Consider the following 26,866-nt stretch of genomic DNA (forward strand, 5'->3'; position numbering starts at 1 on the left):
CTTGGAAGACATGAATAGTCGCTCTTGTCGATGAAAGCGATTTTAATTAACTTTGTCGCAATGAAAAATTTATTGAATAGGGCGCGCCGACGCCTCACCCTGAAGCAGATGCGCGGCTTTGCCGCCATCGTCGAGCACGGCACCATCACCGGCGCCGCCGCCGCCATCGGGGTGAGCCCGCCGGCGATTTTGCATCAACTCCGCGAGATCGAGGACAGTCTTGGCCTGCCGCTTTTGGAGCGCAGCAACGGCAAAGCGATCCCGACCGAGGCCGGGCGCGAACTCCTCGCCACCACCGCGCGCATCGAAAGCGAAATCGCCGATTGTCTCGAAGCCATCGCCGCCCTCGCCGGCATGCAGCGCGGCCACGTTGCGATCGGGTTGATCAGCACCGCGAAATATTTCGCGCCGAGCGCGCTCGCCGCTTTCAAACGCGTCCATCCCGAGATCGATCTTCGCCTTCTGGTCGGCAATCGCGGCGAGACGGTGGCGGCGCTCGAGCGTTTCGAAATCGATCTCGCCATCATGGGCCGCCCGCCGGAGCATTTCGAGGTTACCGAAATCGCCATCGGCGCCCATCCCCACGTCATCATCGCCGCCCCCGATCATCCGCTCGCCGGACGCGTGGCGATTCCGCCCGCAGCCCTTCTCGATCAGCCCTTCGTGCTGCGTGAGCCGGGCTCGGGCACGCGCGCTCTCGTGCAGCGCTTCTTTGAGAGCGCCGGTCTCGCCCCCGCCGGCGGGATGGAGTTCGGCAGCAATGAGACGATCAAGCAAGCGGTGATCGCCGGCATGGGCATCGCGCTGATTTCCGCCCACACCATCGCCGCCGAATGGGCCGACCGGCGAATTGCCATTCTCGACGTTGTCGGCTTGCCGATTTTGCGACAATGGTATCTCGTGCGGCGGCGGGAAAAGCGGCTTTTGCCGGCCGCGCGCGCCTTGTGGGAGCATCTCGTGCGGGAAGGGAGCGCGTTCCTGCCGAGGCTCGATCTCCCCGGCGAGAGCCGTGACGCCTAGAGCGCGATCGGTTTAAGTCGATCACGCTCTACCCCTATTTTGGCGAGCAAGTTGGCCGGTTTTGATTGAACAGGATGGTTCAATCAAAACCTACCTTGCTCTAAGGGCGGCGCGCCCGGCGATCAGTGCGAGATCGTAAAATTGAGCGGCACCTCGGCGGTTGCCGGCACCGGGGTTCCGCCACGCGTCGCCGGGACGAAGCGCCATTGCTGCACCGCGTCGATGGCGGCGCGGTCGAGGGCCGAAAATCCGCTGCTCGTTGCCACCTGCACGGTGTCGGCGCGGCCATCGGCGGTGACATTGACCAACAGCACGACCCGCCCTTGCTCGCGCCGCCTGAGGGACAAGACCGGATAAATCGGCGCGTGGTTACCCTCGGCCGCGGCGAGCGGGTGGGGCGGCACCAGCGCCGCCGTGGCAAGCGTGGGGCCGGAAGGCGCGGGCGGGGCGGCGGATGACGGGGACGCCGCCGATGCGGAAGCCTGCTCGCGTTCCGCCGTTTTTGCCATCTGTGTCGGGGGGGCATGCGCTTGGTGCGGGCGCGGCGCCGGTTTCGCTGGTGCCTCTGGCGGCGCCATCGCCTGCACGCGCTCGGGGGTTGGCGCTGGCCGGGCCGGCGGCGGCTCTTGGGTGGTGGCGATCGCGGGTTCGGGGGGCGGCATCGGCGGCGCGAGGGCTGCCGTTTCCGTCTGGGTATTCGCCGCGTCGGGTGGCGGCGCGGCAACCGGCATCGGCGCCGCCGCAGGCGGCGTCGGGACCGCCGGGGGTAGGGCGGAGTGCGGCGCCGCCGGCTCGTTCGGCGCGAAGACCATGGCGACCGCGCCGCCGATGGCGATCGGCTCGGGGGGCACGAGATATTCGGCCCAGAGCAGGACCGCCGCCAGCGCCAGCGCGTGGAAAACCGTCGAAATCCCGCCGCAGCGGCCGATCCGCGCCGCTGCCGGCGACAAGGCAGCCCAGCGCTCACGCTCCCCTGGGGCCGGCGCCGGCTGCCACCCGAGCACCGGCTCCGGCCGCGCCGGCTCGGACGTGGCGGCCTCGCGCGAGAGAAAAAACGGCGGATACGGCTCAGGCGGCATCGCGGCGAAAATCTTTCCCTCCCCTCTCATCCGGTCTCGCCGAAGGCTTCGCGATAGGGTTCCGCAAAGCCGCCGCCAAGGCAAGCCCCGATCGTCATCGCCGCAAAGATCACGCCATCAACAGCACCGGCTTGATCGCGTCGCCGCGTTCGCTCGCCGCCAGCGCCGCGTTGATCTCGGCGAAGGGATAATGCCGGATCATGCGCGCGAAGAGGAAGCGGCCCTCGCGATGGAGCGCGATCAGACGCGGCAGGAAATCGTCCGGGCGGCTTTCGCCCTCGATCACGCCGCGCACCGTGAGCCCTTCCGTCATCACCTTGATGGCATCGAAGCGATATTCCGCGCCCGCCGGCATCGCACCGACCAGGGCGGCGGTGCCGCGCGGGGCGAGGCTATGGACGGCCGCCGTCGCGACCGCCGGGATCCCGGTGCATTCGATGCTGTAATCGGCGCCAGCAGCGCCGAGGGCATCGCGCAGGGCGGCGGGAACATCCGCGACCGCACGGGGATCGATGGTGTCGGTCGCGCCGAATTCCCGCGCCAATTCCCGCCGCGCCGGATTGGGCTCGATCGCGATGATACGCCCGCAACCGGCGATGTTCGCGCCCAGCACGGCGGCGAGCCCGACTGTCCCGGCGCCGAAAATCGCGATCGTCGCCCCGGCTTCGGGGCGCAGCGCATTCAAGACCGTGCCGGCGCCGGTCTGGATGCCGCAGCCGAGCGGCGCCAGGAGTTCGAGTGGCGCCTCCGCCGCGACCCTGACCAGATTGCGCTCACGCGCGAGGCAATGGCTCGCGAAGGCCGACTGGCCGAAAAACCGCCCGCCGACGACGGCGCCGCCCTCGGCGCTGAGCGCGGCCGAGCCATCGGGGCGGCGGGCCGAGAAATTATAAGCGCCGAACTGATGACAATAAAACGGCTTTGCCGCGCGGCAGCTTGGGCATGTCGCGCAACTGTCATAGCTCAGCAGCACATGATCGCCGGGCGCAACCTTGCGCACCATTGCCCCGACCCGCTCGACGATACCCGCCCCCTCATGGCCGAGCACCGCCGGCAACGGCACCGGCAACGCCTGGTCGCGGCACGCGATATCGGTATGGCAGACGCCGCAGGCGAGCACGCGGACCAGCACCTCGTCGTCGCGCGGGTCATCGATCTCGAGTTCGGTGAGGGTGAGCGGCGCGTGCGGCGCGGTGGCCATGGCGGCGGTGATACGCATGGTTGTCTCCCCCGGTTGCGGTCAGCGATCGAACGGCAAGCCCACGTAATTTTCCGCCAGAGCCGTCGCGGCGGCGCGCGAGGTGCGCACGAAATCGAGATCGGCGAAATGGATCCGACGCTCGAACTCGCCCTCCGTCGGATTGCGGTGCAACATCGTCGTCATGTACCAGGAAAACCGCTCGCCCTTCCAGACCCGCCGCAGCGCGGTCTCGCTGTAGCGGGCGAGTTTCTCCCCGTCATTGTGCTGCACGCGCGCGATCAGCGCTTCGGCCAGCACGACGACGTCGGCGACCGCGAGATTGAGCCCCTTGGCCCCGGTCGGCGGCACGATATGGGCGGCATCGCCGGCGAGGAACAGGCGGCCATACTGCATCGTCTCGCAGACGAAACTGCGCAGCGGAATGATCCCCTTTTGGAAAATCGGCCCCTCGATCAGGGTGAAGCCGGGGGCTGAGAGGCGCGCCTGCAATTCGTCCCAGATCCGCCGATCCGGCCAGAGCGCCAAATCATCGGCGGGATCGCATTGGAGATAGAGCCGCTGCACCTCCGGCGAGCGGGTGCTGAGGAGCGCGAAGCCCTCGGCCTGGTTTGCATAGATCAGCTCATGCCAGGAGCGCGGTGCGCGGGCGAGGATGCCGAGCCAGCCGAAGGGGTAGATTTTGTGAAACTCCCGCCGCGCGGCCTCCGGGATCGCTTGCCGGCTGGGCCCGTGATAGCCGTCGGCGCCGACGATATAGGCGCAGTCGAGCCGGGTCTCGGGCCCGGTTTTGTCGGGGCGGAAGGTGATGAACGGGCGCTCGCCGGTGATGTCGTGCAAAGCCGTCTCGCCGACCCCAAAGCGGATGTCGCCGCCGGCGGCGAGCAGGCCGGCGATGAGATCGCGCAGCACCTCATGCTGGGGATAGACCGTCACCTGCTTGCCGCCGGTCAATTCCCGCATGTCGAGATGGAGGCGCTCGCCCTGCCATTGCAGGGTGATGCCGGTGTGAAAATCGGCGTTTTGGTCGAGCCGGGCGGCAAGACCGAGGTCGCGCATGAGATCGACTACCCATTGCTCGAGCACGCCGGCGCGGATCGTCCCCTCCACCTCCTCGCGGGTGCGGCTTTCGAGGATCACCGCCTCGATGCCGGCGCGGCGAAGCAGATGGGCGAGAAACAGGCCCGCCGGCCCGGCGCCGATGATGCCGATTTCAGTTCTCATGGCGCTTTTCCCTCTTTCGCCGGCGCGGCGACCAGCGTTCGCGCTAGCACGACGTGATAGCCGAGCGGCAGCAGGCGCGGCGCAAACCGCGCCGTGAACCCGCCCCAGAGGCCGCGCGGCGCAAACAGCGCAAAGCCCAGCGCCGCCGCCCCGAGGCCAACGAGATACCACACCCCGCTCGCACCGAACGCGGTCTCGATGACGAAAAACAGCAAAGCCCCGAGCACCGGCCCCTCGAACGTGCCGAGGCCGCCGACCAGGGTCATGAAAATCATGTAGGCGGTCCATTGCACGCTGAAATAGGCGTGCGGCTGAAAGGTGATCGCGGTCGCGAGCCAGAGCGCGCCGGCGAGGGCGGCGCCGGCGGCGGCGAGCACGAACACCACCCGCTTGGTCGCGAGCACCCGCACCCCGACCGAGGCCGCCGCGACATCGTCGTCGCGGATCGCCTGCAAGGCGGTGCCGAGCCGCCCGCGCAGCATCAGGAAAACCAGCGCGAGCGCGAGCGCCATGGCCGCGAGTGAAGCCCAATAGGTATCGGCGCGGCGCGCGGCGACAGCGAAGGCATCGAGCGCGATCAGCGAGGTGCCGGTCTCGCCCTGCACCAAGGGGTCGAGATTGACCAGGAGATGGGCGAGTTCGGCGACCACCCACATGCCGATCGCGAATTCGCCGCCAGAGAGCCGCAGCATCACCTCGCCGATCGGCACTGCCAACCCACCGACCACGAGAGCGGCGAGCAGCAGCGCCGGATAGACGGCAACGCCGGCGGCGGAAAGCCGGATCGCGGCATAGGCGCCCAAGCCAAAAAACGCCTGCTGCCCGACCGAAACCAAACCGCCATAGCCGGCGAGGAGATTCCACATCACGGCGAGAATGACATAGATGAAGAGCGCGCTCAGCCGTTCGGTCGCGCCCGGCGAAAACACCATCGGCCCGAACGCGAGCGCGCCGAGCGTGATCAGCGCGATGAGGACGAAGATCCCCGCGCGCTTGGTCCAGCGCTCCACCCGGAGACCGTCTGACACCTGAAGGCCGTCCGCGAACCTCATGCCGCCGACACCCGACGACGCCCGTAACGCACGCGCTCGGCGATCGGCCCGGCATAGAGGCGGGCGATCAGGACCACGAGAAAAAATCCGTGCCCGGCGATGAGAAAGCCATGCGGGTTGATGAAGGCGCCGAGATTTTGCGCAATCCCAAGCATGATGCCGCCGATCAGCGTGCCCCAGAGCGAGCCGAACCCGCCGATCACCACCGCTTCGAAGGCGAACAGAAGCTGCATGCCGCCGCTATAGGGATTGAACGTCGCCCGGAGCGCGAGAAACGCCCCGGCGATCGCCGCGAGCGCCAAGGCGATCGCCGTCGCCAGCGCATAGACCGCGCGTGCATCGATGCCGATCAGGCCAACGATATCCGGCGCCTCGGCGGTTGCGCGTATCGTTCGCCCGAGCCTTGTCCGGGCGAGAAATAGCTGCAATCCCCCGAGCGTTGCGATCGCGGCAGCAAGAATGATGACGTCGAGCTGCCCGATACTGACATCATCGCTCAGCACCCAGCTCGCGAAGGAAAGATCGCCGATCGCCGGCGCGAGCGAGCGGGTATCGGCGCCGAAACCCTGAAACAGAAGATTATCGATCACGATCGCAAGGCCGAAGGTGCTGAGCAGCGGCACCAGGAGCCCGCCTTTGAGGCTCCGCTCCAGCACCAGAACCTGCAAAGCCCAGCCCAGCGCCGCCATCACCGGCACGACGAGGATCAGGCCGAGCCAGGGTGAGAGGCCGAAGCGATCGGCGAGCACGAACAAAAGAAAGGCGGCGAGCACGGCGAGGCTGCCATGGGCGAGGTTGATGATCCGCATGACCCCGAACAGAAACGAGAGCGAGCACGCGATCAGCGCGTAATAGGCGCCGAGAAACACCCCTTGCAGGATCTGATTGAGGAAGATCATCGCCCGCCTGCCATGCCGAAATAGGCCTCCATCACCTGCTCGCGCGTGGTTGTTTGCGCCGCGCCCTCATAAGTCACCCGCCCCTCGAGAAGGCAGACGACGCGGCTTGCGACCCGCAGCGCGCGGCCGAGATCCTGCTCGACGAGAATGACCGTCGCCCCCCCCGCGAGTAGCGCCTGGAGCGAGACATAGAGCTGATCGACGGCGACCGGCGAGAGCCCGAGCGAGACCTCGTCGAGCAGCAGGAGACGCGGATTGCTCATCAAGGCGCGCGCGATCGCCGCCGCCTGCTGCTGGCCGCCGGAGAGATCGCCGGCGCGGGCTTTGAGTTTGGGGCGAAGCTGCGGAAACGCCTCCAGCACCGTCGCCAGCGTCCATCGCCCGGTGCGCCCGCGCCCCTCGGCGACGCGCAGATTTTCCTCGACCGTCATGCCCGTGAAAAGCTGCCGCCCTTCCGGCACCAGCGCGATGCCGCGCTGCAAGCGCCGATGCGCGGGCAGCGTGGTGATCTCGGCGCCATCGAGACAAATGCGCCCGGCGGCGGCGCGATGGGCGCCGGCGATGGTGCGGAGCAGCGTCGTCTTGCCGGCGCCATTGGCCCCGACCAGCGCCAATGTCTCGCCCTCGCCGAGCGCGAGATCGACGCCGCGCACGGCGCGCAAAAGCCCATGCCGCGCCTCGAGACCTTCAACCGTGAGCAGGGACATGCGCCGCCGCTCCAAGATAGGCGTCGATCACCGCGGCATCGCGCAGCACCGAAGCGGGCTCGCCGTCAGCGATCACCCGCCCGGCATCCATGCAAACCAACCGCCCGACCACCTGCACCAGAACATGCACGATATGTTCGATCCAGACGATGGCGATGCCGCGCGCATGGATTGCGCGGATGATTTCGACCAGCCCCTGCGCTTCGCCATCGGTGAGCCCGGCGCCGATTTCATCGAGCAAAAGCAGCGCCGGGTTCGTTGCCAGGGCGCGCGCGAGTTCGAGGCGCTTGCGATCGAGCAGGCCGAGGGCTTCGCCGCGGCGATTGGCGAGCGCCATCATGCCGCAGAGCGAGAGCGTCTCGAGCCCGCGCCACTCGGCCGCGCGCCCGCGCAAGCCGGCGCCGGCTTCTGCCGCCACCAGCAGACTCTCAAACACCGTCATGCCGCCAAAAGGGCGCGGGATCTGATGCGAGCGGGCAAGGCCGCGCCGGCAGCGGGAAGCGACGTCGAGCGCGGTCACATCCTCGCCGCGAAAGGTGATCCGCCCCGCTTCCGGCGCATAGCGGCCGGAGAGAACGTTGAGCAGCGTCGTTTTGCCCGCCCCATTGGGGCCGACGATGCCGACCGCCTCCCCGGCCGCGACGGTGAAATCGACGGCATCGAGCACCACCAGCGCGCCAAACCGCTTGCCGAGACCAGCCGCCGCGAGAAGAGGTCCCGGTTGCGTCATCCCCGGCTCAGGAATAGGGGATGAGCTTCGCCGTGACCGGCACGTTGTGGTCGGTCGCGTTCTCGGTGATGACGTAATCGAGCTTGAAGCGGCTGCCGGGCTTGGCCTTCACCCATTGCGCGCCGATGATCGGGGTTGCGAAAACATTGGGCACCGGGCCGCGGGTGAAATCGACCTCGCCGACCATGGTTTTGGTTTTGAGCCGGCTGAGCGCGGCGGCAACGGCCTTCTTGTCCTTGGGATCGCCGCTTGCCGCAAGCGCCGCGAAGCCGGCATCGAGCAGCGACATCGAGGCGCCGAGTTCCTGCGTCCATTGCTTGCCGGACGCCTGCTCATAGCCGTCGGCGAGCGCTGTGCCGCTGACCCCGGTGAGCGGCGACGAATACGGGAAATCGCGGTGCCAGTAGGTGGCGCTGGCGATGTTGTAGCCGAGCGTCCCGAGCGCCTCGATCGAGGAGGGAAAAAGCCCAGTTTTCGCGGTTTGGACGATCTTCACCATGCGGGCATAGCCCTGCTGTGCCGCCTGGCGCCAGAAGGTCGCGAAATCGGGCGGGATCGGGAAGGTGTTGAAGATCTCGCAGCGGTTTTTCTTGAACACCGCGATCTGGGCGGAATAATCGGTGGTGCCGTCCTCATAGGGGCCGGGATCGACGATGGTGAACCCGGCCTTGGCGAGCTTGGGCGCGAGATGGGCGCGGATGGCGTTGCCGTCGGCATCGTTGGGATAGAGCACGCCGACCTTCTTGTTGGTCTGCACACTGCTGTTCCATTGCGAGATGTAGCACTCGGCGAACTGATCGACGCCGAAGGAAAAGAGATAGGTCCAGCGGAACGGCGAGGGCTGGCCGGGCTTGGCGCCGCGGCCGAAATACCACGCCTCCCACGGCATCACCGTCGCAAGGCAGGGCATGCCGGCGGCTTCGCAGGCGTCCGAGACCGGGTTGACCACTTCCGGCGTCGAGGTGGTGAGCATCATATCGATGCCGGTATCGTTGATCAGGCTACGGGCGAGCTGGCCGGCGCGCGCCGGGTCCGATTGCGTGTCGCGATCGATGATTTCGACGGGATAGGTTTTGCCGTTGACGGTGAGACCGCCGGCGAGCGCCTTGCGGGCGAGCGTGAGCACGTAGCCATCGGTTTCGCCGAAACTCGCGAGCGCGCCCGAGCGCGGGCTGATGAAGCCGATTTTCAGGCCGCCGCCGGCCTGCGCGAAGCCCTGCGAAGAGGCCGCCATGACGGCGCCGGCCCCGGCCCCGGCGAGCAGGGTGCGGCGGGTCAGTGCCGGCGTGACCGCATCCTTATGGCCATGGCGCGCGGGGCGCGAAACGGACGCAATGGCGGACCAATCCTGACTGTCTTGAGGCATCGCAAAACCCTCCCAAAACGTTGTTTTTGTTGACCGAAACCAACCCACGCCGCGATCGGCCGCGATGGCGGCGACGCGCGGCGATATGGTTATGGGCAAGCATCTTTTGCCCGATCCATGGCGGCTTGGCAACCGCTTCGCCGTTGAAGTATCGCGCCCTGTTCTCTACTCCTCGCTCAGAGCCGGCGCCGGCGGGCCCCAGTGCAAATGCTGGCCGCCATCGAGCGCCAGCATCTGGCCGGTGAAAGCGGGAAGGGCGAGGATCGCGAGGGCGGCGCGGGCGATTTCCGCCGGCGCGGCGGCGCGGCCGAGCGGGGTTGCGGCGGCTTGGCGGGCGAATTGCGCCGCGCTCTGGCGCGCGCTCGGCAGCGTCGGGCCGGGGCCGATCGCGGCAACACGGATGCGCGGCGCGAGCGCCAGCGCCATGCTTCGCGTCAGCGCCCAGAGCCCGGCCTTGGAGACCGTATAAGAAACGAAATGCGGGGTCAGCGACAGCACCCGTTGATCGAGGAGATTGATCACCACCCCCTCCGCCGCCGCCGGCAAATCGCGCGCGAAATGCTGCATGAGCACGAAGGGCGCGCGGAGATTGGGCTCGAGATGGGCATCCCAGCTCGCCCGCGTCGCCGTATCCCACTCATCGCGCTCGAAAACGCTGGCGTTGTTGAGCAGAACCCCGACTGGGCCGAGCGCGTCTCGCGCCCGACCGACGAGGGCCGCGACCGCGTCCTCGTTTGCGAGATCGGCGGGCAGGATCGCCGCTTCGACGCCGCGCGCACGGATTTCGGCCGCGGTTTTTGCTGCCGTCTCCTGGCTCCGGTGGCAATGGAGCGCGATCCGAAAGCCGGCGCCGGCGAGGGCGAGGGCGATTTCGCGCCCAAGACGCCGCGCCCCGCCGGTGATGAGGGCGACGCGGGGGATGCTGGCGGCGATCGGCCAAGTATTCATCGTTTGGGGCCTCCTCGCCGGCCTGGGCGCCCGCCCCGCTTTTCCGGCTCATAGCCGCCGCCGCCGGGCCCGAGCGGCTTTGGCGCGCCACTTTGGCGCGCCGGCGGGCGCACGGGTGCCGGGGGTGCGAGGCCGAGCTGCTCCGCCTCCAAGCGACGGATTTCATCGCGGAGCCTTGCCGCCACCTCGAATTCGAGGTCGGCGGCGGCGGCGCGCATCTGCTTTTCGAGGCTCGCGATCGCCGCCTCGAGATCCTTCCCAACGAAGTCGCCGACGCTCTCGCCAGCGAGCGGGGCGACCGTCACGTAATCCTGCTCGAACACGCTTTCCAAGGCCTTGCCGATCTCGCGGCGCACGGTTTGCGGCGTGATCCCGTGCGCTTGGTTCCAGGCTTCTTGCTTGGCGCGGCGGCGGCTGGTTTCATCGAGGGCGGCGCGGAGACTTTCGGTGATGGTGTCGGCGTACAAGATCACCCGGCCGTCGATATTGCGGGCAGCCCGCCCGATGGTCTGGATCAGTGCCGTCCGCGAGCGCAAAAACCCCTCCTTGTCGGCGTCCAGAATGGCGACCAGCGCGCATTCGGGAATGTCCAAACCCTCGCGCAGCAGATTGATGCCGATCAGCACATCGCAGACGCCAAGCCGAAGATCGCGGATGATCTCAACCCGCTCGAGCGTGTCGATATCGGAGTGGAGATAGCGCACCTTGACGCCGTGCTCGCCGAGATAGTCGGTCAGATCCTCGGCCATGCGCTTGGTCAGCGTCGTCACCAGAACCCGCCCGCCGCGCGCCGCCACCGCCTTGCATTCGCCGAGCAGGTCATCGACCTGATGTTCGACCGGGCGGATTTCGGTGATGGGATCGATGAGCCCGGTCGGGCGGATCACCTGTTCGGCGAAGACACCGCCGGTCCGCGCCATTTCCCACGGGCCCGGCGTTGCCGAGACGAAAATCGTTTGCGGACGATAGGCTTCCCACTCCTCGAATTTCAGCGGCCGGTTATCGACGCACGAGGGCAGACGAAACCCGTATTCGGCGAGCACCGATTTGCGGTTGAAATCGCCCCTCGCCATGCCGCCGATCTGCGGCACCGTGACATGGCTTTCATCGACGATGAGGAGCGCGTTCTCGGGCAGATATTCGAACAAAGTCGGCGGCGGCTCGCCGGGATTGCGGCCGGTGAGATAGCGGGAATAATTCTCGATCCCTTTGCAGGCGCCGGTGGTTTCCATCATCTCGATATCGAAGGTCGTGCGCTGCTGCAGCCGCTCGGCCTCCAAGGGTTTGCCCGCGGCGACGAAATGGTCGAGCCTTTCCTGCAATTCGCGCTTGATGTCGCGGATCGCCTGGGTCAGCGTCGGGCGTGGCGTTACGTAATGGCTGTTGGCATAGACGGTGACGGCGGCGAGATCGGCGGTTTTTTCCCCCGTGAGCGGATCAAACTCGGCGATCGCCTCGATCTCGTCGCCGAACAGCGTGACGCGCCAGGCGCGATCTTCGTAATGAGAGGGGAAGATGTCGACGGTATCGCCGCGCAGGCGAAAGCTGCCGCGCTGAAACGCGACATCGTTGCGGCGATATTGCAGCTCAACCAAAGCGCGCGCCAGCGTGTCGCGCGCGATCGCGCCGCCGACCTCGAGCCGCACCACCATGCGCGCATAGGTCTCGACCGAGCCGATACCATAAATGCAGGAGACCGAAGCGACGATGACGACATCGTTGCGTTCGAGCAAAGCCTGGGTCGCGGCGTGGCGGAGGCGGTCGATGGTCTCGTTGATCTGCGCGTCTTTCTCGATATAGGTGTCGGTGCGTGGGACATAGGCTTCGGGTTGGTAATAATCATAGTAGCTGACGAAATATTCGACCGCGTTGTCGGGGAAAAACGCCTTCATCTCGCTATAGAGCTGCGCCGCCAGCGTCTTGTTGGGGGCGAGGATCAGGGTCGGGCGCTGCACCGCCTCGATGATCTTGGCCATGGTGAAGGTCTTGCCCGAGCCGGTGACGCCGAGCAGCACCTGATCGCGCGCCTCGGCCGCCAGCCCCTCGACCAGCGTCGCGATCGCCGCCGGCTGATCGCCGGCCGGCTCGTAGGGCGAAACCACCCGGAGCTTCTTGCCGGCTGGACGCCGTGGCTGTTTTTCCGGGATAAAGAGCAGCGGCGCGGGCGGGGCGAGGGTCACGGACATCGATCATCGGCCTCACATTCAGGGCACGGGCGCCGGCGGCGCGGCGGGGCTTTGTCGAGCGGCGCGGCTTTCGCTATGTAGGGCGTCAAGGCAATCGAGGGGAGAGGCACGATGGCGGTCAATAAGGTCTATCCGGATGCGAAGGCGGCGCTCGCCGGGCTTTTGCATGACGACATGACGATCATGGCCGGCGGTTTCGGCCTTTGCGGCATTCCCGCCGCCCTGATCGAGGCGATCCGGGAGTCCGGCGTCAAAGGCCTCACGGTGATTTCCAACAATGCCGGCATCGATGGCGCAGGCCTCGGCATTCTTCTCGAAACCCGCCAGATCCGCAAGATGATCAGCTCCTATGTCGGCGAAAACGCGACCTTCGCCCGCCAATATCTCGCCGGCGAATTGGAGATCGAGTTCAACCCCCAAGGCACGCTCGCCGAGCGTATCCGCGCCGGCGGCGCCGGCATTCCCGCCTTCTTCACCCCGACCGGCGTCGGCACCGAGATCGCCAAGGGCAAGGAAGTGCGCGAATTCGACGGCAAGACCTATCTCATGGAGCGCGGTCTCTTCGCCGATCTCGCCATCATTCATGCCTGGAAGGGCGATAGCGAAGGCAATCTCGTCTATCGCCTGACGGCGCGCAATTTCAACCCGGTGATGGCGACGGCGGCGCGTGTGACGGTCGCCGAGGTCGAGCATCTGGTGGCGCCGGGCGAAATCGCGGCGGACGCCATCGTGACGCCGGGGATTTTCGTCAAACGCATGATCAAGCTCGACAAAGTGCACAAACACATCGAGCAACGCACCACCCGCAAGCGCGCCGCCTGACCCCATTCGAGGAGACGACCCATGCCCTGGACCCGTGACGACATGGCGGCCCGCGCCGCCCGCGAACTCGAGGACGGATTTTACGTCAATCTCGGCATCGGCATCCCGACCCTGGTTGCGAACCACATCCCGGAAGGGCTTTCGATCCATCTCCACAGCGAAAACGGGCTTTTCGGCATCGGGCCGTTCCCCTACGAGGGCGAGGAGGACGCCGATCTCATCAACGCCGGCAAGCAGACCGTGACCCTGCTCCCGACCTCGAGCATTTTCGATAGCGCGACCTCGTTCGCCATGGTGCGCGGCGGCCATATCGACATCTCCATCCTCGGCGCGCTGCAAGTCGCCGAAAATGGCGATCTCGCCAACTGGATGATCCCGGGCAAGATGGTCAAGGGCATGGGGGGTGCCATGGATCTCGTCGCTGGGGTGCCGCGCGTCGTCATTCTGATGGAGCATACCGCCCGCGGCGAGCCGAAAATCTTGCGGGAATGCACGCTGCCGCTCACCGGCAAGGGCGTCGTCGATACCATCATCACCGAACTCGGCGCGTTCAAGGTCGATCGCGAAGCCGGCGGCGGCCTGATCCTCACCGATCTCGCCCCCGGCGTCAGCATGGACGAAATCCGCGCCCAGACCGCCGCCGCTTTCCGGCCAGCGCCCAGCGTGAAAACCTGGTAGCGGCGTGCCCAGACGCGCGGCGTGGTAAAAAACGGGGAGGAAAAATGTCGGCCTATGCCTATCCGCTGCTGATCAAGCAGCTTCTCACCACACCGATCCAGCAGGCGAGCGGCGCCGAGATCGTCTATCGCGATCTTCGCCGGCATTCCTACCCGGAATTCATTACCCGTATCGCCCGGCTCGGCAGCGCGCTCACGCGGCTCGGCGCGCGCCCTGGGATGCGGATCGCGGTGCTCGATTGGGACAGCCACCGCTATCTCGAGTGCTATTTCGCGGTGCCGATGCTGGGCGCCGTCTTGATGACCGCCAATCCTCGCCTCGCGCCCGAGCAGCTCGCCTATACGCTCGATCACAGCGGCGCTGAGATCCTGCTCGTCCATTCCGATTTCGTCCCGCTGGTCGCGCAAATCCGTGACCGCCTGCCGAAACTGCGGACGCTGATCGCGCTCCCCGATGACGGGGGGATGCCGGCGGGGCTTTCGTTCGCCGGCGAATACGAGGCGCTGCTCGCCGACGCTGATCCCGGCTTCGACTTTCCCGAGTTCGACGAAAACACCACCGCGACCCAGTTTTACACCACCGGCACCACCGGGCTTCCCAAAGGGGTCTCGTTCACGCATCGCCAGATCGTGCTGCACACGCTTTCGCTGATGGCGACCATCATGCTCGCGAGCCAGCAGGGGCGGCTTTCGCGCGAGACCGTCTATCTGCCGCTCACGCCGATGTTTCATGTCCATGCCTGGGGCATTCCCTATCTCGCGACGCTCGCCGGGATGAAGCAGGTCTATCCTGGCCGCTATGCGCCGGCGAGCATCGCCGCCCTTTATCAACGGGAAGGCGTGACATTTTCCCATTGCGTGCCGACCATTCTCAACATGCTGCTGGCGGCGCCGGAATTTCGCGACCTCGATCTTGCGCGCTGGCAGGTCATCATCGGCGGCTCGGCGCTGCCGCGTGGTCTCGCCGAGCAGGCGCTCGCGCGCGGCATCGACGTCTATGCCGGCTATGGGATGTCCGAGACCTGCCCGGTGCTCTCTATTGCCCAGGTCAAGCCCGGCCTTGCCGGCGAGGAGGCGGTGCGGGCCCGCACCAGCGCCGGCATGCCGAGCGTGCTGGTCGAATTGCGCATCGTCGACGAAGAAATGAACGATCTCCCGCATGATGGCGCCCACCAAGGCGAGGTGGTGGCGCGGGCGCCGCATCTGACCGCGGGCTATGTCGGCAATGCGGCGGCGAGCGAGACGCTCTGGGCCGGCGGTTGGCTTCATACCGGCGATATCGGGGTGATCGGCGCGGACGGGTATCTGCGCATCACCGATCGCGCCAAGGACGTGATCAAAACCGGCGGCGAATGGGTCTCCTCGCTCGATCTCGAGGATCTGATTTCGCGCCATCCGGATGTCGGCGAGGTCGCGGTGATCGGTGTCGTCGATGCGAAATGGGGCGAGCGGCCGGTTGCGCTCATCGTTCCCAAGGCCGGGCGGACGCTTGACCCCGAGAGTGTGCGCGCGCATCTGTTCGATGCCGCCGGGCGCGGCGAAATTTCGCGCTTTGCGGTGCCCGAGCGTATCGAAATCGTCGAGGCGCTCGATAAAACCAGTGTCGGCAAGCTCGACAAAAAGCGTCTTCGCGCGCGCTTCGGGTGAATGCCCGGCGCGCCGCCGGTTTACGCCTGCTGCTTGGTTTCGCTCGCCACTCTGCGCTCGTTGTCGACCATGTAATCGCGCGCGATCGGCAAGGCGTAGGGCGAGCGGGTCATTTGGATCTGAAAATTCATGTGATCCTGGCGGCGGAAAGCGAGTTCTGAGCCGGCGAGATAGAATTCGAACATGCGGCAGAAACGCTCGTCATAGAGCGAGGCGATGGCATCGCGATTGGCGGCGAAACGGCGGCGCCAATGGCGCAGCGTCTCGGCATAATGCAGGCGCAGGATTTCGATATCGGTGATCCAGAGCCCGGTGCGTTCGATGTGCGGCACGACTTCGCTCAAAGCCGGCGAATAACCGCCCGGGAAAATATATTTGGCGAGCCAGGGATTGGTGCTGCCCGGGCCCGCCGCGCGGCCGATCGCGTGCAGGAGCGCAACCCCATCCGGCGCCAGACAACGTTTCACCGTCGCAAAAAACTGCCGATAATGATCGACGCCGACATGTTCGAACATGCCGACCGAGACGATGCGGTCGAACGGTTCAGAGAGCGCGCGATAATCCTGCAATTCGAACCGCACCCGATCCGAAAGCCCCTCGGCTTCGGCGCGGGCGCGCGATTCGTGCAATTGTTCGGAAGAGAGCGTGATGCCGGTGACGCGGGCGCCATAGTCGCGCGCCAGCGTGAGCGCGAGCCCGCCCCAGCCGCTGCCGATATCGAGCACCGAAAGCCCCTCGCGATCGAGCTTGAGCTTCGCCGCGATATGGCGCTTCTTCAAGGTCTGCGCCTCTTCCAGGGTTTCGCCGCCGGTTGGAAAATAGGCACAGGAATATTGCCGGTCGCGATCGAGAAAGAGGCTGTAGAGCCGGCCATTGAGGTCGTAATGATGGGCGACGTTGCGCCGGGCGCGCGACGCCGGATTGAACTGGCGCCAACGCCGCATCAGCCAGCCGCCCACGGTATGAAGATGCATCATGGGATGGGCGGAAAGATTGGTCTCGGAATTGCGCACCAGCACGTCGAGCATGGTGAAAAGCGAGCAATCGAGTGGTTCGACCTGTCGCTCCATATAGGCTTCGCCGAGCGCGAGCGAGGGATTGAGAACCAGGCGCCGGACCGCCGCCGGATGGTTGATCGCAAGACCCGCGGCCGGGCCGTCATGCTTGCCTTGATAGCGGCTCCGGGAGCCATCGGGCCAGCGCACCGTAAGCTGCCCCGCCGTGATCATTCGCCGTAAAAAACCATCCATAACAGCGCGCATGCCATTACCCGTGCTTCTTCGGTCGGTCGCTCTTCCCCACGCCCGCCAGCATGGCGCAGAAATGGGGGGCACGTCAAAATTTTTCACTAACGCGCGAGTAGCCCCGCCTTGATTTCTTCCCGCCAGGCAGGAACAGTGGCGGCGGGCACTTCAGGGAGAGACATCGCGATGGCTAGCATCAGACGCTTCGCGCTGGCGGGGTTGGCGATCGCCGTGGCGCTGCTCGCGCCAGGGCTTGCGCGAGCCGAGGATCACGTCACCTTCGGCCTCGATTGGAAGGCGGAAGCCGAATATGGCGGCTATTACCAGGCGCTGGCGAGCGGGATCTATCGCCGCCACGGGCTCGACGTCACCATCCGCCAAGGCGGGCCGCAGGTGAACCAGACCCAGCTCCTGCTCGCCGGGCGGCTCGATTTCACCATCTCCTCGAACAGCTTCCTCGCCCTCAATTTCGTCCAGCAGAAGCTGCCTTTCGTCGCCGTCGCCGCGATGTTCCAGAAAGATCCCTCGGTGCTCATCGCCCATCGCGGTCAGGGCCATGACAGTTTCGCAGCACTCCGCGGCCAGCCGATCATGATCGGCGCCGATACCCGCGCGGGCTGGTGGAATTTCCTGCGCGCCAAATTCGGCTATAGCGACAGCCAGATCCGCCCCTACACCTTCAATCTCGCGCCCTTCCTGCATGATAAAGCGGCCGTCCAGGAGGGCTATCTCGGCTCTGAGCCGTTTTCGATCGAGGAAGCGACGGGGGAAAAGCCGGTGGTGCTTTTGGTCGCCGATGCCGGGTTCGCGGGCTACGCCAGCCTGATCGCGACCAGCCGCAAGCTTACCGAGGACAAGCCCGAACTCGTCCAGCGCTTCCTCGATGCCTCGATCGAGGGCTGGTATGCCTATCTCTACAATGACCCGACGCCGGGCAATGCCTTGATGAAGAAGGAAAACCCGGAAATGACCCAGCCCCTGCTCGACTATGGGCGGAGGGTGCTGAAACAACATGGCATCGTCGATTCGGGCGATACCGAAAAACTCGGGATCGGCGCCATGACCGCCGCACGCTGGCTCGAATTCTTCCAAAGCATGCAGCAGGCCGGGCTCTATCCGCAGGACATGGACTGGCGCAGCGCCTATACGCTGCGCTTCGTCGACAAGGGGGTTGGCCTGCAGATGCGACCGAAAACGCCCTGAGCGTCTCGCCGGCCTTGCTCTCCCTTGACGCGGTGGGCCGCCGCTTTGCGAGCGGCACCGAAGCTTTGCGCGGGGTTTCGCTCACGATCGCGGCGGGTGATTTCATCACCCTGCTCGGCCCTTCGGGCTGCGGCAAATCGACGCTGCTGCGGCTGCTGGCCGGGCTCGACCGTCCCGATCAGGGCCGGCTTTCCTGGCAGGGGGAGGCGCCGGCGCCGGGGGAGATCGGGTTCGTCTTTCAGGACCCGACCCTGCTACCCTGGGCGAGCGCGGCGGAGAATGTCTATCTGCCGCTCCGCTTGCGCGGGGTTGCGCGGGCGGAGGCGATGCCGCGCGTGGCCGCGGCGCTGGCTTCGGTTGGGCTCGCGGGGTTCGCGCAGGCGCGCCCGGCGCAGCTTTCCGGCGGGATGCGGATGCGGGTCTCGATCGCCCGCGCGCTCCTCACCCGGCCGAAGCTCTTGCTGATGGACGAGCCTTTCGCGGCGCTTGACGAATTCACCCGCCACAGACTGCAGGCGGATCTCCTCGCCTGGTGGCAGGAGGCCGGCTGCACCATCGTCTTCGTCACCCACTCGATCTATGAGGCGGCGTTCCTCGCCCGCCGCATCGTCCTGATGAGCCCGCGCCCGGGGCGGATCGCGGGCGACATCGCGGTCGATCTCCCGGCAGGGCCTGCGCGCCGGCTCGATCCCGCCTACGCAACCCTGGTCGCTGCCATCACGCGGCGGCTCGAAGAAACGCTCAACCCCGCCGCGGCGCCGGCATGACGCGCCTCGCCCCGCTGCTGTTCGGCCTCGCCGCCCTCGCGCTTTGGGAAGGCTTGGTGCGCGCGCTCGCCGTTCCTGCCTATCTCGTGCCCGGCCCGCTCGCGATCGCCGCCGCCTTTCTCGGGGATCCCGCCGGGCTGATGGCGGCGCTGGCGGCGACGCTGACCGTCACCCTCGCCGCGCTGATCGCGGCGACCGCGCTCGGCGTTGCCCTCGCGCTCCTGGTCGCGGCGAGCCCGCTGCTCCGCGCCGCAATCCAGCCCTGGGCGGTTGCCCTCCAAGTAACGCCGATCGTCGCCATCGCGCCGCTGATCATCGTCTGGGTCGGCGATCCCTTCGCCGCCCTCGTCGTCTGCGCCACCATCATCGCGTTTTTTCCGGTTTTCTCGGCGACCGCCGCCGGGCTCGCCGCCGTCGCGCCGGACTATCTCGATCTCTTCCGCCTCAACGGCGCGAGCGGCTGGCAGACGCTCTGGCTTTTGCGGCTGCCTTCGGCGCTGCCCTATTTCCTCGCCGGGCTTCGGATTTCCGGCGGCCTTGCGCTGGTCGGCGCGGTGGTCGCGGAATTCGTCGCCGGCTCCGGCGGCTTCGCGACCGGGCTCGCCTACCGCCTGATCGAAGCCGGCTACCGCCTGCAAATCCCGCGCATGTTCGCCTGCCTCGTCCTGCTCGGCGCCACCGGGCTTGCGATCAACGCCACCCTCGGGGCGCTCGAGCGTTGGTTTCTGGCGCGGCGGTAGAGGGAAGGTGTTCTTTTTCGGAAGTCAAAAGACGTTTTTTGGTGATGGTCTTTCCCCTTCGCCCAGGCGCGTGCCCCCTTGTTCGCCGGCCGCCAACGCCGTATCGGGCAAGGGCGTCAGAACCGCAGGGAGAACACGCCATGGCCGCGATCGCCGATATCACCGCCCGGGAAATCCTCGACAGCCGCGGCACCCCGACCATCGAGGTCGATGTCGTCCTCGATGACGGGATTTTGGGCCGCGCTGCCGTGCCCTCCGGCGCCTCGACCGGCGTGCATGAAGCGGTGGAACTGCGTGACGGCGACCCCGCGCGCTTCGGCGGCAAGGGCGTGCGCCAGGCGGTCTCCAATGTCGAGGGCGAGATTTTCGACGCCATCGCCGGCATGGACCCCGCCGCGCAGATCCTCATCGACGAGACCCTGATCGATCTCGACGGCACCCCCAACAAATCGCGCCTCGGCGCCAACGCGATGCTCGCGGTTTCGCTGGCAACCGCCAAGGCGGCGGCGGCGGCACACGGGTTGCCGCTCTGGCGCTATCTCGGCGGCAGCTTTGCGCGGACGCTGCCGGTGCCGATGATGAACATCGTCAATGGCGGTAAACATGCCGACAATCCGATCGACATCCAGGAATTCATGATCCAGCCGCTTGCCGCGCCTTCGCTCGCCGACGCGGTGCGCATGGGCGCCGAAGTCTTCGCCGCCCTCAAGAAAATTCTCGCCGAGGCCGGCCACAACACCAATGTCGGCGACGAGGGCGGCTTCGCGCCCAATCTCCGCTCCGCTGACGAGGCGCTTTCCTTCATCAGCCGGGCGATCGAAAAAGCCGGCTACCGTCCCGGCGATGACATCGCGCTGGCGCTCGACTGTGCCGCCAGCGAATTCTTCAAGGACGGGCGCTATCATCTCGCCGGCGAGGGCAAGACCCTCGATACCGCCGGGATGATCGCCTACTTGGAAGATCTGATGGCGCGCTATCCCATCACCTCGATCGAGGATCCCTTCGCCGAGGATGACTGGGCGGGCTGGAAACAGGGGAGCGATGCCCTCGGCAAGCGGGTGCAACTGGTCGGCGACGATCTCTTCGTCACCAACCCCGAGCGGCTGCGGCGCGGCATCCAGGGCGGCATCTGCAATGCGATCCTGGTCAAGCTCAACCAGATCGGCACCCTGACCGAGACGCTGGAGACCATCGAAATCGCCCAGCACGCCGGCTATAACGCTGTGATCAGCCATCGCTCGGGCGAGACCGAGGATACCACCATCGCCGATCTCGCGGTCGCAACCAACGCCGGCCAGATCAAGACCGGCAGCCTCTCGCGCTCAGACCGGCTGGCGAAATATAACCAGTTGATCCGCATCGAAGCCGAACTCGGCCGCGCCGGCCGCTATGCCGGGCGCACCATCCTGCGCGGGTGAGAAAATCGCCGGGCGGCGGCGAAATGACCAATTTGACATGCGATGGAGACGATTTGGTTACTCTTTCTGGTCTTCAATGCGCGGGATCGACGCGCACCGGAGGATCGGAATGCTCTCTGTCCATTTTCGTCGCATCGCCCTCGCCCAGGGGCTGCTTGCCACCAGCGCGGAAAAATCACCGTCTGCCGACGCCAAACACGCGCCACCGCACCGCGAGCACGAGGATGCCGCGGGCGAGGCAGCAGCGCTCCCTCACCCCGAATCCCGCGAAACCTCCTGATCGCTTGCCCAGCGTGATGACGCGGGCGTGACCGGCCCGGCATCGTCGCGCGTCACGCAAATGCCCGTTCGCTCAGGGTTCGTCGACGACCGGGGCGGTGACGACGAGGAAAACGAGGTTGCCGGTGCCGGTATTTTCCAACCCATGCGGCACGCCGGGAGGGAGAAAAATCACGTCGTGACGGCGCACCACGCGGCGCTCGCCGGCGATTTCCATCAGCCCCTCGCCCTCCAGCACGTGATAGACCTGCTCCTGAACCTTATGGGCATGCACCGCAACGCGCGCCATCGGCGCGTAGCACGAGATGCGGTGATCGATCTGGCGCGCGCCCGTGGTCTCGGGGTGGACAAGCAGCTTCGAGAGCGCGCCGCCATGATGGCCGGGCAGTTCCCGCCAGGGCGTCTCGGCGATGTTGCGGATGCTGGCGTGACGTTCCATGGTCTTTTCCCCTCTGGTTTTTCGAAAACATCAATCCTCGCCGGCGTGCCGCGCGGCGATCCAGGCGGCCAAGCCGGCGCGCATGTCAAAGCGCGGCGCATAGCCGAGATCGTCACGGGCGCGACCGATCGCGAGCGCGCCCTTTTGCACCACTGAGACGCCGGGGGCGAAGTCATAATCCCCGGGGGCGGCCGAGATCTCGGCGCCGGGGACGAGATCGCGGACGATGGCGACGATCTCGCCGAGCGTCGGCGCGGCGCCGCTTGCGATGTGATAGGCATCGAAGCGCGGCCGCGGCGCATCGAGGGCGCAAAGAAGGCCGGCGACGAGATCATCGATATAGACGTGATCGACCCGGAAATCGGCGCCTTTGGCGAGATGCAGGGGACGGCCGGCGAGTGCTGCGTCAAGCAGGGTTTTGGGGACGCGCGGGCGCGGCAGGCCGGGGCCATAGACCCAGCAGGTGCGGAGATGGAGGATCGGCAGACCGTGCCGGCGTACGTCATCGCGGGCCAATTGCTCGACCGCGAATTTCGAAATCCCGTAGGCGCCGACCGGAGCGCAAGGGTGCGTCTCGTCGATTTCCGGCGCCTGGAAGGGGCCGTAGATTTCCTCGGTCGAGAGATTGATCACCCGGCGCGCGCCAAACAGGCGGCTCGCGGCAAAAACCGAGAGTGCGCCTTCGACATTGACCCGAAACGTCGCCGCCGGGCTCGCCTGCGCGGCGACGACACCAACGATCGCCGCGCAATGCACCACCGCTTCTGGACGATGGCCGAGGAACGCGGCAACGAGATGCGGCCATTCGGTGATTTCGCCGGGGAGGAAAGTGATCTCTGGGAAGCACGCGCGATTGCGGGCAAGCGCCGGACTGTCGCTCCGGTCGAAGGCGATGACCTGATCGCCGCGGGCGGCCAGCGCGGCAGAGAGGGCGGCGCCGATGAACCCGGCGCCGCCGGTGACCAGAATGCGTGCCATGATCGCGCCTCCTCCGTTGGGCGAGAAAACCTGCGGCATTGACAAATGTCAACCGATATTACGAGATACGGGCTGAGAGAGCAGCAGGGATGGAGGGCGCGTGAGCGAGGAACGGGTCGATGTGGTCGTTGTCGGGGGCGGCAATGCGGCACTCTGCGCGGCGTTAGCGGCGGCGGAGAGCGGCGCCCGGGTTGTGGTGCTGGAGCGCGCGCCAGCGGCCGAGGCCGGCGGCAACAGCGCCTTCACCGCCGGTGCCATTCGCTTTGCCTATCGCGGCATCGAGGATCTCCGCGCCGTCATGCCCGATCTCACCGAGGAGGAGATCGCCCGCACCGATTTCGGCACCTATACCGAGGATCAATTCTTCGACGACATGTTCCGCGTGACGCAAAACCGCACCGACCCCGCGCTTTGTGAGACGCTGGTGCGGTCGAGCTTTCCGACGCTCCGCTGGATGCGCGACAAAGGCGTGCGGTTTCAGCCGATCTATGGCCGCCAGGCGTTCAAGGTGGATGGAAAATTCAAATTCTGGGGTGGCCTCACGGTGGAGGCCTGGGGCGGTGGGCCGGGGTTGGTCGCGGCGCTGACCAAAGCGTGTCAGGCCCAGGGGATCGATATCCGCTATGAGAGCCGCGCCGTCCGGCTGCTCTCGGACGGCCGCGCGGTGCGCGGCGTCGAGGTCAAGACGCCGGAGCGGCGCTACCCGCTCGGCGGCACGACCGTCATCCTCGCCAGCGGCGGCTTCGAGGCCGATCCCGAGATGCGCACGCGCTATCTCGGCCCGGGCTGGGAATTGGCCAAGGTGCGTGGCTCGCGCTTCAACAGCGGCGACGGCATCAAAATGGCGCTCGCGATCGGCGCGTCGCCAGCCGGCAACTGGTCGGGCTGCCACGCCGTGGGCTGGGATTTCAACGCCCCGGAATTCGGCGATCTCGCGGTCGGGGACGGGTTTCAGAAACACTCCTACCCGTTCGGGGTGATGGTGAATGCCGACGGCAAGCGCTTCGTCGATGAGGGCGCCGATTTCCGCAACTACACCTATGCCAAATATGGCCGCGTCATTCTCGCCCAACCGGGCAATTTCGCCTGGCAGATTTTTGACTCCAAGGTTTTGCACCTGTTGCGCGACGAATACCGCATCCGCCAAGTGACGAAGCGCCGCGCCGAGACGCTGGAGGCGCTCGCCCGCCAGCTCGATGGCGTCGATGAGGCGGCGTTTCTGGCCGAAATCCGCGCCTATAACGCCGCCGTGCGCCGCGATATTCCGTTCAATCCCAACGTCAAGGACGGGCGCCGCACCGAGGGATTGGCGGTGCCCAAGAGCAACTGGGCCAATCCGCTCGAAGACCCGCCGTTCGAGGCCTATCAGGTCGGCTGCGGCATTACCTTCACCTTCGGCGGCCTGCGCATCGATGCCGGGGCGCGTGTGCTCGATCAGGATCTGCGGCCGATTCCGGGGCTTTATGCGGCGGGCGAGCTGGTCGGCGGTCTCTTTTATTTCAATTATCCGGGCGGCACTGGGCTCATGAGCGGCGCCGTGTTCGGCAAGCTCGCCGGCAGCACTGCGGGCGCCGATCTGCCCACACTCCGCCACAACGAACCGGCCGCCGCCTGGCTCCCGACGCCCAGCCTCGCCTGATGCCGGGGGGCGCCCCCGATCGCGTTGACGTCGCGGTGATCGGCGCCGGCGCCGCCGGCATGGCGACGGCCGCCTTGTGCGCGGCCGAAGGACTTTCCGTGGTCCTGCTCGAAAAGACGGAAGCGGTCGGCGGCACCACCGCGACCTCGGGTGGCATGGTCTGGGCGCCGGAGGATATCGCCGCTGCCCGGACCTATCTCGATCACGTCATCGGCGCCGAGGAGACGGACGCGCGGCGCGAAAGCTTCCTCGCCCACGCCGCCGCCGCCATCGCCGCGTTTGCGGCGCGCACCGAGCTTCGTTTTCAGCCGGTCGCACGCTATCCCGATTACTATCCCGATCTCCCGGGGGCGACGCTGGGCGGGCGGGTGTTCGAGCCGGTGCCCTTCGATGGCCGGGCGTTGGGGCGGCATTTCGCGCGGCTCCGCCCGCCCATTCCCGAGTTCACGCCGTTCGGCGGCATGATGATCGGGCGCGGCGATCTCGTGCATTTCCGCGGCATTACCCGCTCGCCGCGCTCGGCGCTGGTGGTCGCGCGTCGGCTCGCGGCCTATGCCGGGCAGCGTCTGGTCTGGCCGCGCGGCACCATGCTCGTGCTCGGCAACGCGCTCGCCGGGCGGCTGCTTTTGTCTCTGCTCCGCCTTGGCGTCGATCTCCGCCTCGATACTTCGGCAACAAAGCTGATTTTCGCCGAAGGACGGGTGCAAGGCGTGGTTGCCGGCGGGAAGACGCTTTCTGTCCGGCGCGGTGTGGTGCTCGCGAGCGGCGGGTTTTCGCATGATCCGGCGCTGCGGGCGGCGTTCCTGCCGGCGCCAGCGCAGCATTTTTCCGCGGCTTTCGCCGGTGATAGCGGCGATGGCATTCGTCTGGCGCGCGCGGTCGGCGCGGCGTTGGCGCGGCGTGGCGCCGATGCGGCGTTCTGGACCCCGGTTTCGACCTTTACCCGCGATGACGCCAGCACCGCGATTTTCCCCCACACCGTCACCGATCGCGGCAAGCCCGGCAGCCTCGTCGTCGATGAGCACGGCCGGCGTTTCGTCAACGAAGCACTTTCTTATCACGAATTCGTCCGCGCCATGCTGCGCGCCGGCCTCGCGCGGGCGTTCCTGATTTGCGATCACGCGTTTCTCCGCCGCTACGGGCTCGGCCCGATCGCGCCGGTGTTTCCCCGCCCGCGGCGCTGGATCCGGCGCGGCTATCTCACCGCGTCACCTGATATCGCCGGGCTCGCGCGGGCGCTCGGCCTCGCTCCGGCGGCGCTTGCGGCGACCCTCGCCCGCTTCAACGCAGACGCGGCGCGCGGCGAGGATGGAGATTTCGGGCGCGGCAATGACGCCTATCAGCGCCATCTCGGCGACCCCGACCGGCGCCCCAACCCCTGCCTCGCGCCGCTCGCGACCCCGCCATTCTACGCGATCACCCTCTACCCCGCTGATCTCGGCACCAGCGCCGGGCTCGCGACCGACGCCGCGGCGCGGGTGCTCGATGACGCCGGCAAACCGATCGCTGGGCTCTATGCCTGCGGCAACGACATGGCCTCGGTGATGGACGGCGCCTATCCCGGCCCCGGCATCACCCTCGGCCCAGCGCTCACCTTCGCCTATCTCGTCGCGCGGGCGCTTTGCGAGAGCGAGGTCAGAAAAGAGTAAAACACTTCTTTTGACTTTCGAAAAAGAAGCAAAAAGACTTTTGTCCCGTTATCTCGGCGCGGGGAGTGCCGCAGGCACTGCCCAACGGACAAAAGTTTTTTGGTTCTTTTTTTCAAAAAAGAACGATTTTTCTCACTTCGACGCCCCGATGGCGTGCGCGAGGCTGGCGGCGGCTTCTTTGACCGCCTGGCTGTGGCGCTGGAGCACCGGCAGCGAAAGCCGCCAGAGCGGGCCGGAGACGCCGATGGCGCCGATCACGCTGCCGGTGAAATCATGCACCGCGGCGGCGAGGCAGCGGATTTCGGCATCTAATTCGCCATCGTCGAAGGCTATTCCGTCTTCGCGGATGCGCTCGATTTCGCGCCGTAGCCATTCCGGGTCGGTGATCGTTTTGGGTGAGAGCGCGGTGAGCTTGGCCTGGGCGAGATAGCGCTCGAACCGCGCCGGCGGCAGGGCCGCGAGCAGGGCCTTGCCGAGCGCTGTCGCATGCGCCGGGCGCACCACGCCGACCCGGTCGGTGAGTTGGAAGGCGCCGGCGCCCGGCGTTTTGGCGACGACGACGATTTCGCCGCCGCCGGAGCGGACGGCGAAATGCGCGGTTTCGCCGGTGGCGGCCGAAAGCGCTTCGAGCACTGGCGTTGCGAGGGTGGTGAGTTCGATATCATCGAGACAGGCGCTGGCGAGGGCGAAAATCGGCCGACCGATGCGATAGCGCCGGCTGTCTGGCATTTGGCGCACATAGCCGAGCCCGACCATGGTCTGGACGAGATGAAACGCGGTGGAGCTGTGAAGGCCGAGCCGCTTGCTCAATTCGGCGAGGCTGACGCCGGCGCGGTTGCGGGCGATTTCCTCGAGGATTGCGAAAGCGCGCTCGATCGACTGAATGCCGTTGCGCTCGGCTTTCTCTTCGGCGGGCGGGGCGGGATCGGCCATTCTGTCCTCACGGGGTCGGCGG

At 66.7% G+C, this 26,866-nt stretch carries 25 protein-coding genes; 11 read left to right on the forward strand and 14 right to left on the reverse strand.

The features are described from left to right. Nucleotides 1-72 precede the first annotated feature (72 nt). A complete protein-coding gene (locus DEF76_RS03935) occupies nucleotides 73-1,020 on the forward strand; it encodes a LysR family transcriptional regulator (RefSeq protein ID WP_114913645.1) in 948 nt (315 codons plus the stop codon). A gap of 122 nt (nucleotides 1,021-1,142) precedes the next feature. Here DEF76_RS03935 and DEF76_RS03940 read toward each other — a convergent pair whose 3' ends face one another. The 10 genes from DEF76_RS03940 to uvrB all read right to left on the reverse strand — a co-directional run bounded on the left by DEF76_RS03940 (nucleotide 1,143) and on the right by uvrB (nucleotide 12,409). Next, nucleotides 1,143-2,099, reverse strand: coding sequence for an energy transducer TonB (locus DEF76_RS03940; protein ID WP_162800470.1), 957 nt, complete (start codon nucleotides 2,097-2,099; stop codon nucleotides 1,143-1,145). Nucleotides 2,100-2,208: 109 nt separating this feature from the next. Next, nucleotides 2,209-3,318 carry an NAD(P)-dependent alcohol dehydrogenase gene (locus DEF76_RS03945; protein ID WP_114911209.1) on the reverse strand — a complete coding sequence of 370 codons (1,110 nt, stop codon included), beginning with the start codon at nucleotides 3,316-3,318 and terminating at the stop codon, nucleotides 2,209-2,211. A 21-nt stretch (nucleotides 3,319-3,339) separates the two neighbouring features. Beyond that, on the reverse strand, nucleotides 3,340-4,521 hold the full coding sequence (locus DEF76_RS03950) for a 4-hydroxybenzoate 3-monooxygenase (protein WP_114911210.1): 1,182 nt from the start codon (nucleotides 4,519-4,521) through the stop codon (nucleotides 3,340-3,342). After that, nucleotides 4,518-5,573 carry a branched-chain amino acid ABC transporter permease gene (locus tag DEF76_RS03955; protein WP_114911211.1) on the reverse strand — a complete coding sequence of 352 codons (1,056 nt, stop codon included), beginning with the start codon at nucleotides 5,571-5,573 and terminating at the stop codon, nucleotides 4,518-4,520. Before DEF76_RS03955 ends, DEF76_RS03950 begins: the two co-directional genes overlap by 4 nt. After that, nucleotides 5,570-6,472, reverse strand: a complete 903-nt coding sequence (locus DEF76_RS03960) for a branched-chain amino acid ABC transporter permease (protein ID WP_114911212.1) — start codon at nucleotides 6,470-6,472, stop codon at nucleotides 5,570-5,572. Before DEF76_RS03960 ends, DEF76_RS03955 begins: the two co-directional genes overlap by 4 nt. Beyond that, a complete protein-coding gene (locus DEF76_RS03965; RefSeq protein ID WP_114911213.1) occupies nucleotides 6,469-7,179 on the reverse strand; it encodes an ABC transporter ATP-binding protein in 711 nt (236 codons plus the stop codon). Before DEF76_RS03965 ends, DEF76_RS03960 begins: the two co-directional genes overlap by 4 nt. Beyond that, a complete protein-coding gene (locus tag DEF76_RS03970; RefSeq protein WP_114911214.1) occupies nucleotides 7,160-7,909 on the reverse strand; it encodes an ABC transporter ATP-binding protein in 750 nt (249 codons plus the stop codon). Before DEF76_RS03970 ends, DEF76_RS03965 begins: the two co-directional genes overlap by 20 nt. 7 nt (nucleotides 7,910-7,916) lie before the next feature. Continuing rightward, nucleotides 7,917-9,275 (reverse strand): ABC transporter substrate-binding protein, encoded by a 1,359-nt coding sequence (locus DEF76_RS03975; protein ID WP_114911215.1) that lies wholly within the window; start codon nucleotides 9,273-9,275, stop codon nucleotides 7,917-7,919. Between the two features lie 165 nt (nucleotides 9,276-9,440). Beyond that, the gene (locus DEF76_RS03980; protein WP_114911216.1) at nucleotides 9,441-10,223 is read right to left on the reverse strand and encodes an SDR family oxidoreductase; all 783 of its coding nucleotides are present in this window, start codon (nucleotides 10,221-10,223) and stop codon (nucleotides 9,441-9,443) included. Further along, entirely contained in the window at nucleotides 10,220-12,409 is a 2,190-nt protein-coding gene (gene uvrB / locus DEF76_RS03985; RefSeq protein WP_114911217.1) for an excinuclease ABC subunit UvrB, read from the reverse strand. The genes DEF76_RS03980 and uvrB overlap by 4 nt, the downstream gene beginning before the upstream one ends. A gap of 111 nt (nucleotides 12,410-12,520) precedes the next feature. On the opposite strand from uvrB, the gene DEF76_RS03990 reads away from it, so the two are divergent. From DEF76_RS03990 to DEF76_RS04000, 3 genes are read left to right on the forward strand one after another with little or no spacing between them, the layout of a single operon-like run. Further along, on the forward strand, nucleotides 12,521-13,231 hold the full coding sequence (locus DEF76_RS03990) for a CoA transferase subunit A (protein ID WP_114911218.1): 711 nt from the start codon (nucleotides 12,521-12,523) through the stop codon (nucleotides 13,229-13,231). A gap of 21 nt (nucleotides 13,232-13,252) precedes the next feature. Further along, nucleotides 13,253-13,909, forward strand: coding sequence for a CoA transferase subunit B (locus DEF76_RS03995; protein WP_114911219.1), 657 nt, complete (start codon nucleotides 13,253-13,255; stop codon nucleotides 13,907-13,909). A 44-nt stretch (nucleotides 13,910-13,953) separates the two neighbouring features. Further along, on the forward strand, nucleotides 13,954-15,555 hold the full coding sequence (locus DEF76_RS04000; RefSeq protein ID WP_114911220.1) for a fatty acid--CoA ligase: 1,602 nt from the start codon (nucleotides 13,954-13,956) through the stop codon (nucleotides 15,553-15,555). 20 nt (nucleotides 15,556-15,575) lie between these two features. On the opposite strand, the gene DEF76_RS04005 is transcribed toward DEF76_RS04000, so the two are convergent. Then, nucleotides 15,576-16,817 carry an SAM-dependent methyltransferase gene (locus DEF76_RS04005; RefSeq protein WP_114911221.1) on the reverse strand — a complete coding sequence of 414 codons (1,242 nt, stop codon included), beginning with the start codon at nucleotides 16,815-16,817 and terminating at the stop codon, nucleotides 15,576-15,578. 168 nt (nucleotides 16,818-16,985) lie between these two features. Between DEF76_RS04005 and DEF76_RS04010 the strand changes: the two genes are divergently transcribed. The 5 genes from DEF76_RS04010 to DEF76_RS04030 all read left to right on the forward strand — a co-directional run bounded on the left by DEF76_RS04010 (nucleotide 16,986) and on the right by DEF76_RS04030 (nucleotide 21,207). Then, nucleotides 16,986-18,002, forward strand: coding sequence for an ABC transporter substrate-binding protein (locus DEF76_RS04010; RefSeq protein ID WP_114911222.1), 1,017 nt, complete (start codon nucleotides 16,986-16,988; stop codon nucleotides 18,000-18,002). A 14-nt stretch (nucleotides 18,003-18,016) separates the two neighbouring features. Beyond that, nucleotides 18,017-18,769, forward strand: a complete 753-nt coding sequence (locus DEF76_RS04015) for an ABC transporter ATP-binding protein (RefSeq protein WP_114911223.1) — start codon at nucleotides 18,017-18,019, stop codon at nucleotides 18,767-18,769. Further along, nucleotides 18,766-19,509, forward strand: coding sequence for an ABC transporter permease (locus tag DEF76_RS04020; RefSeq protein WP_114911224.1), 744 nt, complete (start codon nucleotides 18,766-18,768; stop codon nucleotides 19,507-19,509). Before DEF76_RS04015 ends, DEF76_RS04020 begins: the two co-directional genes overlap by 4 nt. 140 nt (nucleotides 19,510-19,649) lie before the next feature. Continuing rightward, nucleotides 19,650-20,927: a phosphopyruvate hydratase gene (gene eno / locus DEF76_RS04025; protein ID WP_114911225.1), complete on the forward strand. Its 1,278-nt coding sequence runs from the start codon at nucleotides 19,650-19,652 to the stop codon at nucleotides 20,925-20,927. A gap of 109 nt (nucleotides 20,928-21,036) precedes the next feature. Next, a complete protein-coding gene (locus DEF76_RS04030; RefSeq protein WP_162800471.1) occupies nucleotides 21,037-21,207 on the forward strand; it encodes a hypothetical protein in 171 nt (56 codons plus the stop codon). A gap of 72 nt (nucleotides 21,208-21,279) precedes the next feature. Here the strand turns inward: DEF76_RS04030 and DEF76_RS04035 are convergent, their stop codons facing one another. Together DEF76_RS04035 and DEF76_RS04040 are read right to left on the reverse strand one after the other, a co-directional pair. Continuing rightward, nucleotides 21,280-21,645, reverse strand: a complete 366-nt coding sequence (locus DEF76_RS04035) for a cupin domain-containing protein (RefSeq protein ID WP_114911227.1) — start codon at nucleotides 21,643-21,645, stop codon at nucleotides 21,280-21,282. Nucleotides 21,646-21,675: 30 nt separating this feature from the next. Continuing rightward, nucleotides 21,676-22,623 carry an NAD-dependent epimerase/dehydratase family protein gene (locus DEF76_RS04040; RefSeq protein WP_114913646.1) on the reverse strand — a complete coding sequence of 316 codons (948 nt, stop codon included), beginning with the start codon at nucleotides 22,621-22,623 and terminating at the stop codon, nucleotides 21,676-21,678. Nucleotides 22,624-22,723: 100 nt separating this feature from the next. Here DEF76_RS04040 and tcuA point away from each other — a divergent pair, with 100 nt between their 5' ends. Next, complete coding sequence (gene tcuA / locus DEF76_RS04045) at nucleotides 22,724-24,262, forward strand: FAD-dependent tricarballylate dehydrogenase TcuA (RefSeq protein ID WP_114911228.1); 1,539 nt, start codon at nucleotides 22,724-22,726, stop codon at nucleotides 24,260-24,262. Further along, complete coding sequence (locus tag DEF76_RS04050) at nucleotides 24,262-25,911, forward strand: FAD-dependent oxidoreductase (RefSeq protein ID WP_114911229.1); 1,650 nt, start codon at nucleotides 24,262-24,264, stop codon at nucleotides 25,909-25,911. The genes tcuA and DEF76_RS04050 overlap by 1 nt, the downstream gene beginning before the upstream one ends. A 132-nt stretch (nucleotides 25,912-26,043) precedes the next feature. On the opposite strand, the gene DEF76_RS04055 is transcribed toward DEF76_RS04050, so the two are convergent. After that, nucleotides 26,044-26,844, reverse strand: coding sequence for an IclR family transcriptional regulator (locus tag DEF76_RS04055; RefSeq protein ID WP_114911230.1), 801 nt, complete (start codon nucleotides 26,842-26,844; stop codon nucleotides 26,044-26,046). Nucleotides 26,845-26,866: the final 22 nt, after the last annotated feature.

This window comes from Acidibrevibacterium fodinaquatile (genome assembly GCF_003352165.1).
In the GTDB taxonomy this organism is placed as follows: Bacteria; Pseudomonadota; Alphaproteobacteria; order Acetobacterales; family Acetobacteraceae; genus Acidibrevibacterium; species Acidibrevibacterium fodinaquatile.

What these genes read in the sequence shown, in the direction of transcription:
- DEF76_RS04050 (WP_114911229.1), top strand. Translation starts at nt 24,262, where the DNA reads ATGCCGGGGGGCGCCCCCGATCGCGTTGACGTCGCGGTGATCGGCGCC.
- DEF76_RS03965 (WP_114911213.1), bottom strand. Translation starts at nt 7,179, where the DNA reads ATGTCCCTGCTCACGGTTGAAGGTCTCGAGGCGCGGCATGGGCTTTTG.
- DEF76_RS03970 (WP_114911214.1), bottom strand. Translation starts at nt 7,909, where the DNA reads ATGACGCAACCGGGACCTCTTCTCGCGGCGGCTGGTCTCGGCAAGCGG.
- DEF76_RS03960 (WP_114911212.1), bottom strand. Translation starts at nt 6,472, where the DNA reads ATGATCTTCCTCAATCAGATCCTGCAAGGGGTGTTTCTCGGCGCCTAT.
- DEF76_RS03940 (WP_162800470.1), bottom strand. Translation starts at nt 2,099, where the DNA reads ATGCCGCCTGAGCCGTATCCGCCGTTTTTTCTCTCGCGCGAGGCCGCC.
- DEF76_RS03975 (WP_114911215.1), bottom strand. Translation starts at nt 9,275, where the DNA reads ATGCCTCAAGACAGTCAGGATTGGTCCGCCATTGCGTCCGTTTCGCGC.
- DEF76_RS04030 (WP_162800471.1), top strand. Translation starts at nt 21,037, where the DNA reads ATGCTCTCTGTCCATTTTCGTCGCATCGCCCTCGCCCAGGGGCTGCTT.
- DEF76_RS03990 (WP_114911218.1), top strand. Translation starts at nt 12,521, where the DNA reads ATGGCGGTCAATAAGGTCTATCCGGATGCGAAGGCGGCGCTCGCCGGG.
- eno (WP_114911225.1), top strand. Translation starts at nt 19,650, where the DNA reads ATGGCCGCGATCGCCGATATCACCGCCCGGGAAATCCTCGACAGCCGC.
- DEF76_RS03955 (WP_114911211.1), bottom strand. Translation starts at nt 5,573, where the DNA reads ATGAGGTTCGCGGACGGCCTTCAGGTGTCAGACGGTCTCCGGGTGGAG.
- DEF76_RS04005 (WP_114911221.1), bottom strand. Translation starts at nt 16,817, where the DNA reads ATGCGCGCTGTTATGGATGGTTTTTTACGGCGAATGATCACGGCGGGG.
- DEF76_RS03995 (WP_114911219.1), top strand. Translation starts at nt 13,253, where the DNA reads ATGCCCTGGACCCGTGACGACATGGCGGCCCGCGCCGCCCGCGAACTC.
- DEF76_RS04020 (WP_114911224.1), top strand. Translation starts at nt 18,766, where the DNA reads ATGACGCGCCTCGCCCCGCTGCTGTTCGGCCTCGCCGCCCTCGCGCTT.
- DEF76_RS04055 (WP_114911230.1), bottom strand. Translation starts at nt 26,844, where the DNA reads ATGGCCGATCCCGCCCCGCCCGCCGAAGAGAAAGCCGAGCGCAACGGC.
- DEF76_RS03945 (WP_114911209.1), bottom strand. Translation starts at nt 3,318, where the DNA reads ATGCGTATCACCGCCGCCATGGCCACCGCGCCGCACGCGCCGCTCACC.
- DEF76_RS04010 (WP_114911222.1), top strand. Translation starts at nt 16,986, where the DNA reads ATGGCTAGCATCAGACGCTTCGCGCTGGCGGGGTTGGCGATCGCCGTG.
- DEF76_RS04035 (WP_114911227.1), bottom strand. Translation starts at nt 21,645, where the DNA reads ATGGAACGTCACGCCAGCATCCGCAACATCGCCGAGACGCCCTGGCGG.
- DEF76_RS04000 (WP_114911220.1), top strand. Translation starts at nt 13,954, where the DNA reads ATGTCGGCCTATGCCTATCCGCTGCTGATCAAGCAGCTTCTCACCACA.
- DEF76_RS03950 (WP_114911210.1), bottom strand. Translation starts at nt 4,521, where the DNA reads ATGAGAACTGAAATCGGCATCATCGGCGCCGGGCCGGCGGGCCTGTTT.
- uvrB (WP_114911217.1), bottom strand. Translation starts at nt 12,409, where the DNA reads ATGTCCGTGACCCTCGCCCCGCCCGCGCCGCTGCTCTTTATCCCGGAA.
- DEF76_RS04040 (WP_114913646.1), bottom strand. Translation starts at nt 22,623, where the DNA reads ATGGCACGCATTCTGGTCACCGGCGGCGCCGGGTTCATCGGCGCCGCC.
- DEF76_RS03980 (WP_114911216.1), bottom strand. Translation starts at nt 10,223, where the DNA reads ATGAATACTTGGCCGATCGCCGCCAGCATCCCCCGCGTCGCCCTCATC.